At 62.5% G+C, this 13,990-nt stretch carries 12 protein-coding genes; 3 read left to right on the top strand and 9 right to left on the bottom strand.

Annotated elements, in window-relative coordinates; genetic code table 11:
• Nucleotides 1–903 carry a LysR family transcriptional regulator gene (locus IEX57_RS09320; protein ID WP_188704039.1) on the bottom strand — a complete coding sequence of 301 codons (903 nt, stop codon included), beginning with the start codon at nt 901–903 and terminating at the stop codon, nt 1–3.
• Between the two features lie 97 nt (nt 904–1,000).
• Here IEX57_RS09320 and IEX57_RS09325 point away from each other — a divergent pair, with 97 nt between their 5' ends.
• Entirely contained in the window at nt 1,001–2,293 is a 1,293-nt protein-coding gene (locus tag IEX57_RS09325; RefSeq protein ID WP_188704041.1) for an SGNH/GDSL hydrolase family protein, read from the top strand.
• On the opposite strand, the gene IEX57_RS09330 is transcribed toward IEX57_RS09325, so the two are convergent.
• From IEX57_RS09330 to IEX57_RS09360, 7 genes are all read right to left on the bottom strand, one after another.
• The gene (locus tag IEX57_RS09330) at nt 2,235–3,209 is read right to left on the bottom strand and encodes an alpha/beta hydrolase family protein (RefSeq protein WP_188704042.1); all 975 of its coding nucleotides are present in this window, start codon (nt 3,207–3,209) and stop codon (nt 2,235–2,237) included. The two genes, IEX57_RS09325 and IEX57_RS09330, sit on opposite strands and share 59 nt — an antisense overlap.
• Nucleotides 3,206–4,030: an AraC family transcriptional regulator gene (locus tag IEX57_RS09335; protein ID WP_188704044.1), complete on the bottom strand. Its 825-nt coding sequence runs from the start codon at nt 4,028–4,030 to the stop codon at nt 3,206–3,208. Before IEX57_RS09335 ends, IEX57_RS09330 begins: the two co-directional genes overlap by 4 nt.
• Before the next feature lie 113 nt (nt 4,031–4,143).
• Entirely contained in the window at nt 4,144–5,235 is a 1,092-nt protein-coding gene (locus tag IEX57_RS09340; RefSeq protein ID WP_188704046.1) for an ABC transporter ATP-binding protein, read from the bottom strand.
• Nucleotides 5,236–5,245: 10 nt separating this feature from the next.
• Entirely contained in the window at nt 5,246–7,174 is a 1,929-nt protein-coding gene (locus tag IEX57_RS09345) for a glycoside hydrolase family 127 protein (protein ID WP_188704048.1), read from the bottom strand.
• A 24-nt stretch (nt 7,175–7,198) separates the two neighbouring features.
• A complete protein-coding gene (locus IEX57_RS09350; protein WP_188704050.1) occupies nt 7,199–8,104 on the bottom strand; it encodes a carbohydrate ABC transporter permease in 906 nt (301 codons plus the stop codon).
• The gene (locus IEX57_RS09355) at nt 8,097–8,984 is read right to left on the bottom strand and encodes a carbohydrate ABC transporter permease (RefSeq protein WP_188704052.1); all 888 of its coding nucleotides are present in this window, start codon (nt 8,982–8,984) and stop codon (nt 8,097–8,099) included. The genes IEX57_RS09350 and IEX57_RS09355 overlap by 8 nt, the downstream gene beginning before the upstream one ends.
• A 68-nt stretch (nt 8,985–9,052) precedes the next feature.
• Entirely contained in the window at nt 9,053–10,300 is a 1,248-nt protein-coding gene (locus IEX57_RS09360; protein WP_188704054.1) for an ABC transporter substrate-binding protein, read from the bottom strand.
• Nucleotides 10,301–10,466: 166 nt separating this feature from the next.
• Between IEX57_RS09360 and IEX57_RS09365 the strand changes: the two genes are divergently transcribed.
• On the top strand, nt 10,467–11,294 hold the full coding sequence (locus IEX57_RS09365; protein ID WP_229708937.1) for a helix-turn-helix transcriptional regulator: 828 nt from the start codon (nt 10,467–10,469) through the stop codon (nt 11,292–11,294).
• 326 nt (nt 11,295–11,620) lie between these two features.
• Entirely contained in the window at nt 11,621–13,234 is a 1,614-nt protein-coding gene (locus tag IEX57_RS09370; protein ID WP_188704056.1) for a hypothetical protein, read from the top strand.
• An 80-nt stretch (nt 13,235–13,314) separates the two neighbouring features.
• Here IEX57_RS09370 and IEX57_RS09375 read toward each other — a convergent pair whose 3' ends face one another.
• Nucleotides 13,315–13,893 carry a hypothetical protein gene (locus IEX57_RS09375; RefSeq protein ID WP_188704058.1) on the bottom strand — a complete coding sequence of 193 codons (579 nt, stop codon included), beginning with the start codon at nt 13,891–13,893 and terminating at the stop codon, nt 13,315–13,317.
• Nucleotides 13,894–13,990 lie beyond the last annotated feature (97 nt).

Genomic DNA, 13,990 nt, shown 5'->3' on the forward strand with positions numbered 1-13,990 from the left:
TCACATCCGCACCCTCTCCACCAGAAAATCCAGCAGCGCCCGCACCCGTAGCGGCAGGTAACTGCCCTGGCCGACAAACACGGCGTGCACTTCTTCTTCGTCGCCCGGGTTGGCGTGTTCCAGCACGGGCACCAGGCGCCCGGCGGCGATGTCGTCCTTGACCTGGAATGCGGCCAGCCGTGCCAGCCCCAGCCCGGCCAGCGCCAGGTGGCGCAGCGCTTCGCCATCGCTGGCTTGGGCGTTGCCGCTCACCGGCACGGTGATGTCCTGGCCTTCGTGGCGCAGCGGCCAGCCGGATTGTGAGCGCGCATAGTTTGCCCCCAGCCGGTTGTGCGCCAGCAGGTCATCCGGCGTTACGGGCGTGCCGTGGCGCGCCAGGCAAGCGGGGGCGGCGACGATTATCATGCGGGTCTGGCCCAGTTTGCGGGCGGTCAGGCTGGATGACTTGAGCGGCCCGGCGCGCACGGCGACATCGGTGCGCTGTTCCAGGATATCCACCACTTCATCCGTCAGCACGATATCCAGCGTGACATCCGGATACTGCGTCAGAAACTGCGGCGTCAGCGGCAACAGAAAGTGATGGCCAAAGGGCACGTTGGCGTTGATGCGCACCCGGCCGCGCGGCGTGCTGTGAATGCTGGCGCAGCGCTCGGCTTCATCCAGATCAGCCAGCACGCGGATACCGCGCTCGTAAAACACGCAGCCTTCCGGCGTCAGTTTCAACTGGCGGGTAGAGCGGTTGATCAGCCGCGCGCCCAGCCGTTGTTCCAGCCGCGACACCAGTTTGCTGACGGCAGAAGGCGTCATGTTGCAGGCGCGGGCAGCGGCAGAAAACCCGCCCAGTTCGATCACGCGGACAAAGACTTCCAGCTCGCCGGCGCGGTTGATATCCAGTCTGGCCATGAATTGAGGTCACAAATGTTGTTCCTGGCTGCAGTCTAGTTCATTCATGTCGTTGATTTCATCATTGACTCACCACTTAACGATGAAGTCACAGACGATGCAAACCCATTTGTTTATCCGCCCTGCCCCGCTGCGCTGGCTGGCACTGGCCTTGATGATGGTCATGACGCTGGCCCGGGCCGATGCAACACAAGCGCACTGGATTGCCACCTGGACCGCCAGCCCGCAGCGCGTGTGGGATGCCGGGTTTGTGCTGCCCAGCCGCGTGCCCGATGCGCTGGCGGATCAGACCGTCCGCCAGTCATTGCGCGTCAGCCTTGGCGGCTCGCAACTGCGTGTGGTGCTGTCCAATACCTATGGCACACAGCCCGTCCAGCTGGGCCGCGCCAGCATTGCGGTGCCGGGTGCCGCACCGCGCGCCTTGCTGTTTGCCGGCCAGCGCGCGGCCAGCATCGCCCCGGGCGCAACCTTGATCAGCGACCCGTTGGCGCTGCCATTACCCGCGCGGGCCCGGCTGGTGGTCAATCTGTATCTGCCCCAGGCCACGCCGCTGACCACCTTTCACTGGGACGGCCGGGAAACCGCGTGGATCATGCCGGGCGACCAGACGAGCAGCGCCGCGCCCGTCGCCATCGCTGCGGCCGGGGTGCAGACCACCAGCGCCCGCATTTTGCTCAGCGGCGTTCTGGTCGATGCCCCGGCACAGACACGCACGGTGGCCGTGCTGGGTGATTCGATCACCGATGGCGCCACCGCCAGCCTCAACGCCGACACGCGCTGGCCTGATCTGCTGGCGCAACGGCTGGCGCCGCAGGGCGTGGCGGTCATCAATGCTGGTATTTCCGGCGGGCGTTTGTTGTCTGATGGCATGGGCGAGAACGCCAGCGCGCGGCTGATGCGGGATGTACTGGCGCAGCCCGGCGTCGATACGCTGATTGTGCTGCTGGGGATCAACGACATCAGCTGGCCCGGCACCGCGTTTGCCCCGCACGCCGCGCGGCCGACACTGGCCATGCTGACCGCGGGCTACACCAGGCTGATCGCCCAGGCCCACGCGCACGGCCTGCGGGTGATCGGGGGCACGCTCACGCCTTTTCAGGGGGCCTTGCCGGGCACACCGCTGGATAACTACTACCAGCCAGACAAAGATACGCTGCGCCAGCAGGTTAACCAGTGGATCAGAACCAGCCAGGCGTTTGACGGGGTGATTGATTTTGACGCGCAGCTGCGCGACCCGGCCAACCCGCTGCGGCTCAATGCCGCGTATGACTCGGGCGATCATCTGCACCCGGGCGATGCCGGCAACCAGGCCATGGCCGATGCGGTTGACCTTAATGTGCTGCTGGCGCGGCCAGATGTGACTGGAAAAACGTCGTCACTTGCGCATTGAAGTGCTGATGAAACGCCACGCGGTCAAACCCCGGCCGATCGTTACACAGGCCGGGCCGGGCTGCGGCCATTTGCGCCGGGCATGGCGCCAGGAAACTGAAGTGGCCCGCCCCTGCCACGCTGTAGAACTCCGGCGCATGGGGCAGCGCGGCGCGAATGGCGGCGACACTCTCTGGCGTCACGCCATCGCCACCATAGGCGGAGGCCCACAACTGCACCGGCACCGTGATCTGCGCCAGCCCGGCGGCGTTAAACACGGACAGCGGGTCCACAATCACGGCGGCCTTGATCCGGGTATCGGCTGGCGGCCAGGGCGGCAGCGGGCCTTTGATTTCCGTGCAGAACGGCAAGTCAGGCTGATGCACGCAAAAGGCTGCGCCCTGTTTGAGATCCGGCACCGCGCCAATACTGACAAGGCCGGTATACCCGCCGCGGGAAAACCCGAAAAAACCGATGGCTTGCGGGTTGATATGGCTGGCCTGCGGCCAGTTGCGGGTCATCCAGGAAATCAGGCGCGAGATATCCCGAGGGCGCGCGTAAAACGGCGCGACATGCATCTGCTGGCTCAGGTCTTCAAAGTTGTCGCCGGGATGATTGATGGCGGCCACCACAAAGCCGGCCTCCGCCAGCGTCATGGCGGTATCCAGATGTCCCAGGGCGCTGCCGCCAGTGCCGTGCGACATCACCACCAGCGGCAGCTGATCGCCTTGCACCGGCGCATCTTTGGCCACATTCAGGGTGAACGGGCCCAGTGCCAGCGCCGTGGGCGCGGTGGCGCTCGGATACCAGACCGCGCCCTTGAGCGCCGGGCCCTCGGCATCGGCCGGCACGCTGATCCAGGCAAAACCGGCAGCGTGCGCACACAGGCTGCTGATGACCAACAGACCGGCAAGTAACCCATGGCGAACCGATTTCATGCACCAGCTCCTTCAAGGGCGCCCAGCGCGCGCACGGGAATCATCAACCGGGTTTGCAGCGCGGCAAGCGCGGTGTCTCTGGGCGAGTTCAGATAGTGTTCCAGCACAGGGCGGTTCTCTGGCTCATAACCGCTCTGGGGCAACCACGTGGCATACAGCGCACTGATGGCCGCGCCGATCTGCGTATACGGGCCGGTCAGCGTATGCACGGCGTACAGGCCAGGCAAAATACTGAGGGTCTGCACGTCTGGCGTGGGCGGCAGCGGGGTAGCCAGTTCTGCGCCAGCGTAATAGACAAAGTCTTCACCTTGCTCCGGATCGCCCCAGGCCAGCCCCAGCCGGGCGCGCACCGGCGTTTGCCCCAGCAGCAGACGCAGCCGGCGCTGGGTATGCGCAATGGTGGCCGGCGGGCCCACGTGGCGCAGGGCGTGGATATGCAGCGCCGGCAGGGTTTCCAGCGAGACCACCGGGCCGGCCTGCAAGCGCTGGCGAAATGCCAGCGGCGAGGCGCCCGCAAACTGGCGGAACGCGCGGGAAAACGCTTGCGGGCTATCGTAGCCGGCATCCTGGCCGATCCGGGTAACGCTGGGTTCGGTGCGGACCAGTTGCCGCGTGGCCTGTGCCAGCCGCACCCGGCGGATGGTGGCGGCCACGGTCTCACCCGTGACGCTGAGATAAACCCGGTGAAAATGAAACGGCGAAAAATGCGCCAGCGCTGCCAGACTGTGCAGCGTGTGATCGGCCAGCGGCTCACGCACGATGGCGGCCACAGCCAGAGCGATGCGCTCACGGTAAAGCGCCTGGGATTGTCGCGGGTTCATGCTGCGCAGTATTGCGCATGAATGGCCCGCGCACTTAGCCGCAATTGCGAAATTGAAGAACGGCAAAACGGCGGCACCACAACGGCCGGTCTGACAGAACCGGCCGTTGCAGATCAGTTGACCGCCACGCCTTGCTGATCAAACAAACGGCAGGCGGCGGGGTTAAAGCTCAGGCCGATCAGCGGGTTGTCGCCATCCAGCTGGATATTCATGGGCACCTTGGCCACCACGCGCTGATCACTGTGCAAGAGCTTGCTATGCACCACCTGGTGGTCGCCAAGGTGTTCCACAAAATCAACGCGTGCCGCCAGACCCTCGCCCCCGGCCGTAATGTGCACATGCTCCGGCCGGATACCCAGCGTGGCGGGCAGACCCTGTTGATCCATGGTTACATTGGGCACGGTAATGCGATGCCCGCCGCCGATCTCTACCCCCACGCCATCACTGCGGCTGGCCGAGGCCGGCGCGCACGCAATGAAGTTCATGGTGGGCGAGCCCAGAAAGCCGGCGACAAACTGGTTGGCCGGGCGCTCGTACAGCGCCACGGGTGGCCCCATTTGCGCCACCGTGCCCTGGTTGAACACCGCAATGCGCGTGCCCAGCGTCATGGCTTCCACCTGGTCGTGCGTCACGTAGATCATGGTGGTGCCCAGTTCTTTATGCAGCCGGGCCAGTTCGATCCGCATGTTCACGCGCAAGGCGGCATCCAGGTTGGAGAGCGGCTCGTCAAACAAAAACACCTTGGGCTTGCGCACAATGGCGCGGCCAATGGCCACCCGTTGCCGCTGCCCGCCCGACAAGGCGCGCGGCTTGCGCTCCAGCAAGTGCGACAATTGCAAAATCTCTGCCGCCTTGCCGACCGTCTCGCGCACTGCACGCGGGTCATGGCCGGCCAGCTTGAGCGCAAAGCCCATGTTCTCGCCCACCGTCATGTGCGGGTACAGCGCGTAGCTCTGGAACACCATGGCCACACCGCGCTCGGACGGGGCGATATCGTTGGCGCGCACGCCATCAATCATCAGGCTGCCGCTGCTGATGTCTTCCAGCCCGGCAATCATGCGCAGCATGGTCGATTTACCGCAGCCGGACGGGCCGACAAACACGACAAACTCGCCGTCGTGGATGTCCATCGACAAATCCTTGATGATCTGCGGCCCGGCCGGGTCGTACTGTTTGACGATGTGTCTGAGTTGCAAGCTGGCCATGATCCGCTCCTCAGGCGCCGCAGCCGCACTGGCCGTCATGCGCCAGCCAGACCGCCATTCTGGAAGCGCCGCGGTTTTGCCAGACAAAATACGGGATGGCGCGCAGCGGCTGGCTGGGCCCGGCGCTCTGGCTGGCGGTGGTCACCGGCCGGTACAGGGCATTGCGCCAGGCATCGTCGGGCGTCTGGCGGTGGGCGGCGCCGTTGAGCACCATCACCCCGCCCAGCAGGCCAGGTTCAAACACCGCCTCAAGCGGCACATCGCCCTTGAGCACCAGGTCTTGCAGATCGCCGCCCGGGTGATCAACGCCTTCCAGGCAATACAGCACCGGCCCGCGTGACAACGCCACGCGTCCGGCGTTGTCGTGCAGGTGCGGATGGCTTTGCCAGATCTGGATGGTCATGGGGAAATCCAGCGCGATCACGTCGCCCGGTTTCCATAGCCGCTCAATGGTCAGGTACTCGCCCGGCACCACGCGGCCGGCCACGGCGTCACCGTTGACCCGCACCGTCGCGCCTTGCTGGCACCAGCCGGGAATACGCACATTGATGGCAAAGCTGCCGGCCGTGCCCACGGTCAGATCAATGTGGCCATCCCACGGATAGTTGCAACGCAGGGACAGCGCCACCACGCGGTCGCCCAGCGGGATCTGCGCTTCGCTGTGCATGTACAGGTTCACCCAGATTTCGTCTTCGCTGGTGCTGTAGACGTAACCGGGCAGCTCGGCCAGGGTGCGGGCGACGTTGGGCGGGCAGCAGGCCACGTCGTACCACGGCTGACGGTGATGTTCGCCATCGTCGGCCAGCGGGTTCACGTAGAAATAGTGTTTCCCGTCCAGCCCCCAGCCTGGCAGCATGCCGTTGTAGAGCGTCCATTCAATCAGATCGGCATAGCGGGCGTGCCCGGTGGCGGCCAGCAGGCGGTGGTTCCACATCATGCTGCCGATGGCGGCGCAGGTTTCGGTGTAGGCGCGCTCGTTGGGCAGTTCAAAATCCTTGCCCAGCGCTTCACCATCATGGCGCGAACCCAGCCCGCCAGAGATATACATGCGGCGGGTGACAAGGTTGGTCCATTGTTTTTCCAGCACGTCCAGCAAGCTGGTGTCGCCGGTTTCCAGTGCCAGATCAGTCACGCCGCACGCCATGTACAGCGCGCGCACCGCGTGGCCGCACAGCGTGGTCATTTCGCGGATGGGCACGTGATCCTGAAAGTAGTCCACGCCCCAGCGCCCACCCGTGAGCGTGCGCTGGCCGCGCGCCTCGATAAAGAACCTGGCCTGCTGCAGATAGCGCGAGTTACCGGTTTCCCGCGCCAGTTCAATCAGCGCCATTTCGATTTCTTCATGGCCATCTACCGCCACGCGCTTGCCTTGTTCAACCGGGCCGAACAACTCGCACAAGAGATCAGCAAAGCGGGTGGCCACATTCAAGAGCCGGTCGCTGCCGGTAACGCGGTGATGCGCCACGGCCGCCTGGATCAAATGCCCGCCGCAGTACATTTCATGCAGGTCTCTGAGATCAGTCCAGCGCAGGTGTTTGCGTTCCAGGCTGAAATACGTGTTGATATAACCATCCGCTTCCTGGGCGTTTTCGATCAGCGTGATGGCTTCATCAACGTGTTTTTCCAGTTCCGGCACCGGGCCATGAACCTGCGCCCAGGCGGCCGCTTCCAGCCACTTGTAGACGTCTGAATCGTTAAAAAAAATACCGGCGTACGGGTCGGTGCACTCCCCCGTCAGCCGGCGAAAATTATTCAGCCGGCCCGTGCTCTCCAGCAGGGCATATTGCGAGGGCAGCGTGACGGCGACATTGCGCGCCATGCGCGGCTGCCAGAAGTCTCCGCCCAGCGTGACTGCGCCAACGGGCACCGGGCGCAGTTGCACATGGCAGGAACGGCTGAAATCAACGGCATATTTGCTGATCCGATCAGGCGAATTCATACACAACCCCTTGTTTTTCAATCATTACTTGACAGCACCGGCCACAAGACCGTGGATGTAATAGCGTTGCAGCAACAAAAAGAGCGCGGCACACGGCAGGATGGAAAGCGTGATCCCGGCCTGCATCAGGCCCCAGTTCACGGCGCCCAACTGGCCGCTTTGGGCGTTGAGCAGCATCACCGGCAAGGTGAACTGGCGCGCGTCAGAGATCAGGATCAGCGCGGCCAGCAGCTCGTTCCAGGAACCAAAAAAGGCAAACAGGCAAACCGTCACCAGGCCCGGCCCCACCAGCGGCAACATGACAAGGCGCAGCATGGTCAGCGGGCGGCAGCCATCCAGCACCGCCGCTTCTTCGATCTCCCGCGGGACGGCATCGAAGGCGTTGCGCATCATGAACACCGAGAACGGCAGCTGGAACGTGGTGTACACCAGCGCCAGCCCCAGCCGGGTGTCCTGCAAGTGCAGGGTGCGCAGCAAGATAAACAGCGGGTTGAGGATGGACTGGAACGGGATCATCAGCGTGGCCAGGATCAGCATGAAAAACACATTGCGACCTGGAAAACGGAATCTGGAAAACCCGTAACCGCCCAGCGTAGAGAGCACCGCCGTGGCGCTTACCGTGATCAGCGCCACGGACGTGCTGTTCCACAGATACTGGCCAATGCCCTGGCCGTAATGCGCCAGATTGATGAAGTTCTCCAGCGAGAACCGGCTGGGCCAGTAATGCGGCGGCGAAGCCATGGCTTCTGACGAGGTCTCCAGCGCCGTCATGCACGACCAGAAGATGGGGAACAGGAACATCAGTGCCAGCACGGTGGCGATGAGGTAATACGCCGTGTTGACCAGCCGTTCCTTGAAGAGCTTGCTGGCGGGTGCAACGTCGACCGGCAAGGCCGGCGCCTCCAGCGCGATATGGACGGAGTTAGTCATTGTCGTCTCTCAGCAAGTACAACTGCAGCACCGACAGCGCCAGCAGGATCAACAACAGGACGACCGACATGGCCGCGCCATAACCGAGCTTGAAATACGTGAACGAGGCGCGGTAAATCCAGTGCACCACGGTGATGGTGCTGTTGAACGGGCCACCCCGGGTCATCACGTAAAACTGCTCGAACGCCAGGAAAGAACCGATCACCGACATGACCAGCGCCAGCGCAAAGGTGCGGCGCATCATCGGGATGGTGATATAGCGGATCTGCTGCACCCGCCCGGCGCCATCCAGCCTGGCGGCTTCATAGAGGTCTTCCGGAATGGCCTGCATACCCACCAGCAGGATCACCATGGTGAAACCGGCGGCTTTCCACAGCACCATGACCACGATGGAGCCAAGTGCAGAGTTGGTTTCTGCCAGCCACTGCACGGGTTCGTCGATCAGATGCAGGTCCATCAGGATGGCGCTGAAAATGCCCACCTGATCGTTGAACATCCAGGTCCACAACAGGCTGGCGGCGGTCATGCCGATCACCACCGGCAAGAAATACGCAGTGCGGAAAAACCCGACAAAACCGACACTGCGGTGGACCAGCAAGGCCAGCGCAAACGCCAGGATGAAAATGGCCGGCGTGACCACCAGCGTGTACTTGACCGTGAACCACAAACTGGCCCAGAACGAGGAATCCTGGAGCAGATCAACATAGTTGGAAAAACCACTGAATGTCGGGTGGCCCAGCAGCGGCCACTGGTTGAACGACATCCAGATCGTCATGAACAGCGGCACGATGAAAAACAGCGTGGTCACCGTCAGACAGGGCAGGATGAACCAGTACCCGGCAAGCTGCCTTGCCGGCACACGGCGGATGAGCGCAGTCATGTGTTCTCGCCTCCAGCCTGGCAGCGGCACCAGCCAGCCACCGCCAGGCACTTGGGTTCAACGTGCGCTCAGTGACCGAGGATCTGCTGGAAGCGCCCTTGCGCATCCTTGATCGCCGGATCAACCCCCTTGCCGAACACGGCTTCCTGGATCATGGCCAGCCAGGGGCCATTGGGGTCGTTGAAGAGCTGGTTGAAGTAAGGCGAATACGGCGTTCTGCCCGATTGCATGGCGGCAGACACGACACCCACACGCGGGTCTTGTCTGGCGTAGGTGTTGTCGGCAAAGTCGGCGCGCACCGGAATACTGCCGCCCTTGGCAAACTGGTCGATCTGCACGTCAGACGACAGACACCAGGTGATGAACTCCCAGGCCGCTTTCTTGTTCTTTGAGGTCGCCGGAATGGCAATGGAATCGCCACCGGCAAAGCTGGCCGAACCACCCTTGGCGCCTGGCAACGGCGCCACGCCAAACTCGATCTCCGGGTGTTCCTTTTTCAACAGCCCGATAGAGAACGCGCCCGAGCCCATCATGCCGATCTTGCCGGTGAAGAACGGATTGATGAAGTTGCTGCCGTTATCCGTTTTGGCCCCGCCCGGGATCATTCCGTCCGTCCACATCTGGCGGTACATGGTCAGCGTGTTGCGCAGCGCGGGGTTATCCAGCGTTTCTTTCTTGCCATCGGCCGAGAGCACATCCCCGCCTGACGCCCATACATACGGCGTTAGCGTAAACACGTTGCAACCGCCGCACGCGCCAGAGAAATAAAACCCTTTCACGCCGCCGCCCAGCGCGGTGATCTTCTTGGCCGCAGCCTGGATTTCCGCCATGGTTTTCGGCGGGGCATCCGGGTTCAGGCCGGCGCGTTTGAACAGTTGCTTGTTGTACAACAGGATGGAGCTTTCCGCGCTGAAGGGCACGGAATACTGCTTGCCGTTATAGGCGCCAAGGCGCATATGGGACGGCGACAGCGCTTTGGCGTAGGGCAGCGTTTTGACTTCTGCCGAGAGGTCACTCAACTGGCCGGCCTGGGCAAATGCCGGCACAAAAATGAGGTCAATGGCGACCACATCCGGCGCGCCGCCACCGGCAACAGCAGTGCCGAACTTGGTGACAAAATCGTCACTGGGGATCACGGTCAGGGCCACTTTCGTGGGGTGTTTGTCGTTCCACGCCTTGACCATGGGTTCTACAAAAGCTTGATCGGCAGCGCGGACCCAGAAGCTGATTTCTTCCGCGTGCGCGTTCGCGCTGACCACCAGGGCAGAAGTGCCCAGTACACCTGCAAGTCGTTTTACAAAAGCAGAAATTGTCATTTTCTGTCTCCTCCATGTTATCGACCAGGACACCGCAGGGAATGGTCTGTTGCCATTCCGACTGCCCCAAACCGGGGCGGCGATGTGTGAGCATGTTGACGCCCGCTGTAATGGCCGACAAGATGACGAAAACCTTGCGCAATAGGACAATTCCGACTTTTCGACCATGGATACGCAACTTAGCCTGAATGTCCATATGCCAGTGCATGTCTCCAACGGCGGGCTGTTTATCTCCCGCGGGGTAGGCACGCATCCGCGCCGGGTGATCGACTCGTTTGAGCTGATTTACGTCAAGCGCGGCATCCTGGGTATTGAAGAAGATGGCCGCCGTTTTGAGGTGGGCGAAGAAGAAACGCTGCTGCTCTGGCCAGACCGGGAGCACGGCGGCACTGCGGCTTATCCGCCGGATTTGCAGTTCTTCTGGGTGCATTTCACGCTGCCCGCGCCGCTACAGTGCGACGATGCCACCCAGTTGCAAGTACCCCAGCACGCCTATGTCAGCCGGCCGGAACACATGACCGGCCTGTTCCGGCGGCTGCTCAACGAACAGGCCCTGCTGGGCGAACGCGCCGTGCCCATGAACCTGATGGCCATGCAGATGCTGTGGGAAGTCACCTCGTCACGCGCTGTCGGCGGTGTGCTCGACAGCCAGTCTGCCGTGCTGGCCGGCCGGGCTGAAGCACTGATCCGCACCAGTTTTCACCTGCCGATTACCGCATCCAGCCTGGCGGCCCAACTGGCCTGCAACCCGGACTATCTGGGCCGGGTGTTCCGCAAGCATTACCAGTGCACGCTGACCGAAGCCATCCACACCCGGCGCGTGCGCCACGCCACCAATTTGCTCACCGATGGCAAACACACCATTGATGAGATCGCCCTGCAGTGCGGGTTTGATGATCCGGGATATTTTCGCCGGGTGTTCAAGCGCGCCACCGGCACCTCGCCACGCGCGTATCGCAGCCTGCATTTACGCCTGCACATCAATACGGATTGAGTCCATTGGCGTCATCGCGTCGCCAGTTTGCGTTGAGTAACCATCCATGTTGCAGGAATACGACGACCCGCCAATTCCAGGTCAATCAGACTTGACCCAAAATCTGCACATGACACAGTGTCACCTGGTCGCAAAAAAACGGTTTTTCGATACATAAACCTACATAAGCGACCCGCGATCCCGCCGCCCCTTCTGCTGCATCACGCCACCTTGCAATCAAAGACTGCCATCACCGCCTGCTGGCATGGCAATCGGCTTGGGCATGGCGCTGGCCGGCCCGATACGCGCGCATACAAATAACAACCTCAGACCCAGGAAGATGAGTCATGAAATCTCAACGCGCACGCCCCGCATTGCGCCGGGCACTCCCTCCCCTTTTGTCTTGCGTCATGGCCGCTGCGGTGCTGTCCGCGTGTGGCGGCGGTGACGGAGGTTCTGCCAGCACCAGTTCGCCCTCCACCAGCCAGCCTGCGGCCGTCACCGGCACCGTCGCAACGGGCCAGGTGATGGCGGGTGCGGCCATCACCATCAAGGACAGCAGCGGCAAAACCGTCACGGCGACCGCGGATGCCAACGGCAACTACAGCGTGTCGCAAGCCGTGTATGCCGGCCTGACCGCGCCGCTGCTGATCAAGGCCAGCAACGGCCAGCCCGGTGGCGATCTGTATTCGGTCTCCTGGACTGCCGGTGCCGCCAACGTGACCCCGCTGACCAGCATGGTGGTCGCGGCGCTGTCCGGCCAGTTGCCGGCCGACTTCTTCAACCTGTTTGGCACCAGCAGCAAGGCATCTGCGCTGATCACCGCCGCCAACGTGGCCGCGGCCCGCCAGCAAGTACAAACCGCGCTGACCACAGCCGGTATTGATCCGGCCAATATCGGCGACTTTTTCAGCGCCACCATCGTGGCCGGCAACGCAGCCGACAAGGTCCTGGAAAGCACCTCCGCCACCCTGCCCAGCGTCACCGCGTTTACCGCGCAACTGGCCCAGGCCACCACGCAAAACAACGGCGGCACACCACCGTCTGGTGGCACGGCGCCGTCCGCCAATGCAGACACATCCACCTTCGGTGGTTGCATGACCAGCCTTGCACTGAGCGACACGCTGCCGTCCGGCATCGCCCGGACCACGCTGACCACGCTGCCGGCGATCAATGCACGCTGGATTGCCACCAGCTACAAGATGGCCGACGTGGATGCCTACGGGAACCCCACCTGGAGCGTCACGCGCGGTGCGGATACTGAAGGCGCCAACGCCGCCGTTTGGGAAATGCAGCCGCGACAATCCGGCGTGGCATTCCAGGACAACAATGGCCCGATCACCGCACAGGCTCAGCCCACTCAGCTGATCGTACGCAGCACCAACGGCGACCACCTGGCGTTCCATCTGAACCTGAATGATTACTTTGCCACCATTGGTGGTGCGTATCTGGGTTACCAGGAAAACGGCAACGCCGACAATCCGGCAAGTGTTGAGGAGGGCGCAGATTACCGGAGGGGCTTCTATTTTGCCGCCGGCCAGACCGCAGAACAGCCGCTGGATGCCGCGACCAGTTCGGGTCAGTGGTACAGCCGTACCCGCTACACACTGGATGATGCGACCAAAACCGCGACAACAGACAGCTACAGGGTCGCCTTCTACGGCATGCAAACCATCACCACCCCGCTGGGTTCGCTCAATGTGTGCAGCTACACCGCAAATGGCACCATTACGATCGGCACGCGCGCCTCTGTCGTCTACTCGACGATGCTCTACGTCACGCCAACCCTGGGTGCCGTGCGCCGTACCTATAGCGAAACGGATCTTGATGCCAACGGCCACATGATCTTCAGCATGACCAACAACCGTGATCTGACCGGTGTGATCATTGGCCACACCAACTATGGTGAGTCGCTGGCAGGCGGTACGCTGTGGAGCCAGCTGCTGAATCAATTGCAGTAAGCTGATCTTTCCCAGCCATCAACAACGGGCCGCATTTGCGGCCCGTTTTGTTTGTAGCAATGCACCACCTGGGGCGGGCGCTACAACCGTTGCACCAGCTTCAGGTTGCGGTAATACACCTGACCTTCGCGCGCGCCGTCTGCATTCCAGTGCTCCAGTACCAGGTGAAAGGGTTGCGGCGAGGTGAAGTCTGCGTCCAGCGCAGTCCACTGCGCCGGTGCGGGCACTTCCTGCCCGAAGGTGACACCGGGATAGTCGTCTGTCTTCTGGACATTGAAGGGCCCGAACAACCACATCAGTTCTTTGCCATCGTCACCCACAAGGCCAACCACGCCGCCACAACGCACATCCGGGCAATGGGTGACCAGATAGTCCACGCTCAGGTGATAGTGCCCGGCCGCGATGGCGCGCGCGCTGAACATGTCTCCGCCAAAGACCGGTTTTTTGAAGGTGAGCACCTTGCCCGCGCCCAGCGGGTCAGCCACGACCTTGCCACCGTGTGATGCGGCCTTGTTGCCGGTCCAGCGTGCATCAAGCGGGTTGGCAAAACTGTCTTCAAACACAACCGGCTCATCGCCAGCCGTGCTGTGCTGGCCCAAAGACAATCCCAACAGCAGCAAGGTGGCAGAAAAGCCGCTGCAAAACAGCCACTTCGTCATCATGCCCTCCGCGTGTGCCCGTGACCGACGTGTGTCTTTGGCAAGTATGCAAAGCGCCAACATGGGCCGGCCTCGTTCATTTGCATGATGAAACGCC

Origin of the sequence: Silvimonas iriomotensis (assembly GCF_014645535.1) — a bacterium.
Lineage (GTDB): Bacteria > Pseudomonadota > Gammaproteobacteria > Burkholderiales > Chitinibacteraceae > Silvimonas > Silvimonas iriomotensis.

Bases quoted from the DNA above. Each gene is read 5' to 3' on its own strand.
- IEX57_RS09345 (WP_188704048.1), bottom strand. From the start codon at position 7,174: ATGAATTCGCCTGATCGGATCAGCAAATATGCCGTTGATTTCAGCCGT.
- IEX57_RS09330 (WP_188704042.1), bottom strand. From the start codon at position 3,209: ATGAAATCGGTTCGCCATGGGTTACTTGCCGGTCTGTTGGTCATCAGC.
- IEX57_RS09335 (WP_188704044.1), bottom strand. From the start codon at position 4,030: ATGAACCCGCGACAATCCCAGGCGCTTTACCGTGAGCGCATCGCTCTG.
- IEX57_RS09360 (WP_188704054.1), bottom strand. From the start codon at position 10,300: ATGACAATTTCTGCTTTTGTAAAACGACTTGCAGGTGTACTGGGCACT.
- IEX57_RS09350 (WP_188704050.1), bottom strand. From the start codon at position 8,104: ATGACTAACTCCGTCCATATCGCGCTGGAGGCGCCGGCCTTGCCGGTC.
- IEX57_RS09325 (WP_188704041.1), top strand. From the start codon at position 1,001: ATGCAAACCCATTTGTTTATCCGCCCTGCCCCGCTGCGCTGGCTGGCA.
- IEX57_RS09340 (WP_188704046.1), bottom strand. From the start codon at position 5,235: ATGGCCAGCTTGCAACTCAGACACATCGTCAAACAGTACGACCCGGCC.
- IEX57_RS09320 (WP_188704039.1), bottom strand. From the start codon at position 903: ATGGCCAGACTGGATATCAACCGCGCCGGCGAGCTGGAAGTCTTTGTC.
- IEX57_RS09375 (WP_188704058.1), bottom strand. From the start codon at position 13,893: ATGACGAAGTGGCTGTTTTGCAGCGGCTTTTCTGCCACCTTGCTGCTG.
- IEX57_RS09355 (WP_188704052.1), bottom strand. From the start codon at position 8,984: ATGACTGCGCTCATCCGCCGTGTGCCGGCAAGGCAGCTTGCCGGGTAC.
- IEX57_RS09365 (WP_229708937.1), top strand. From the start codon at position 10,467: ATGGATACGCAACTTAGCCTGAATGTCCATATGCCAGTGCATGTCTCC.
- IEX57_RS09370 (WP_188704056.1), top strand. From the start codon at position 11,621: ATGAAATCTCAACGCGCACGCCCCGCATTGCGCCGGGCACTCCCTCCC.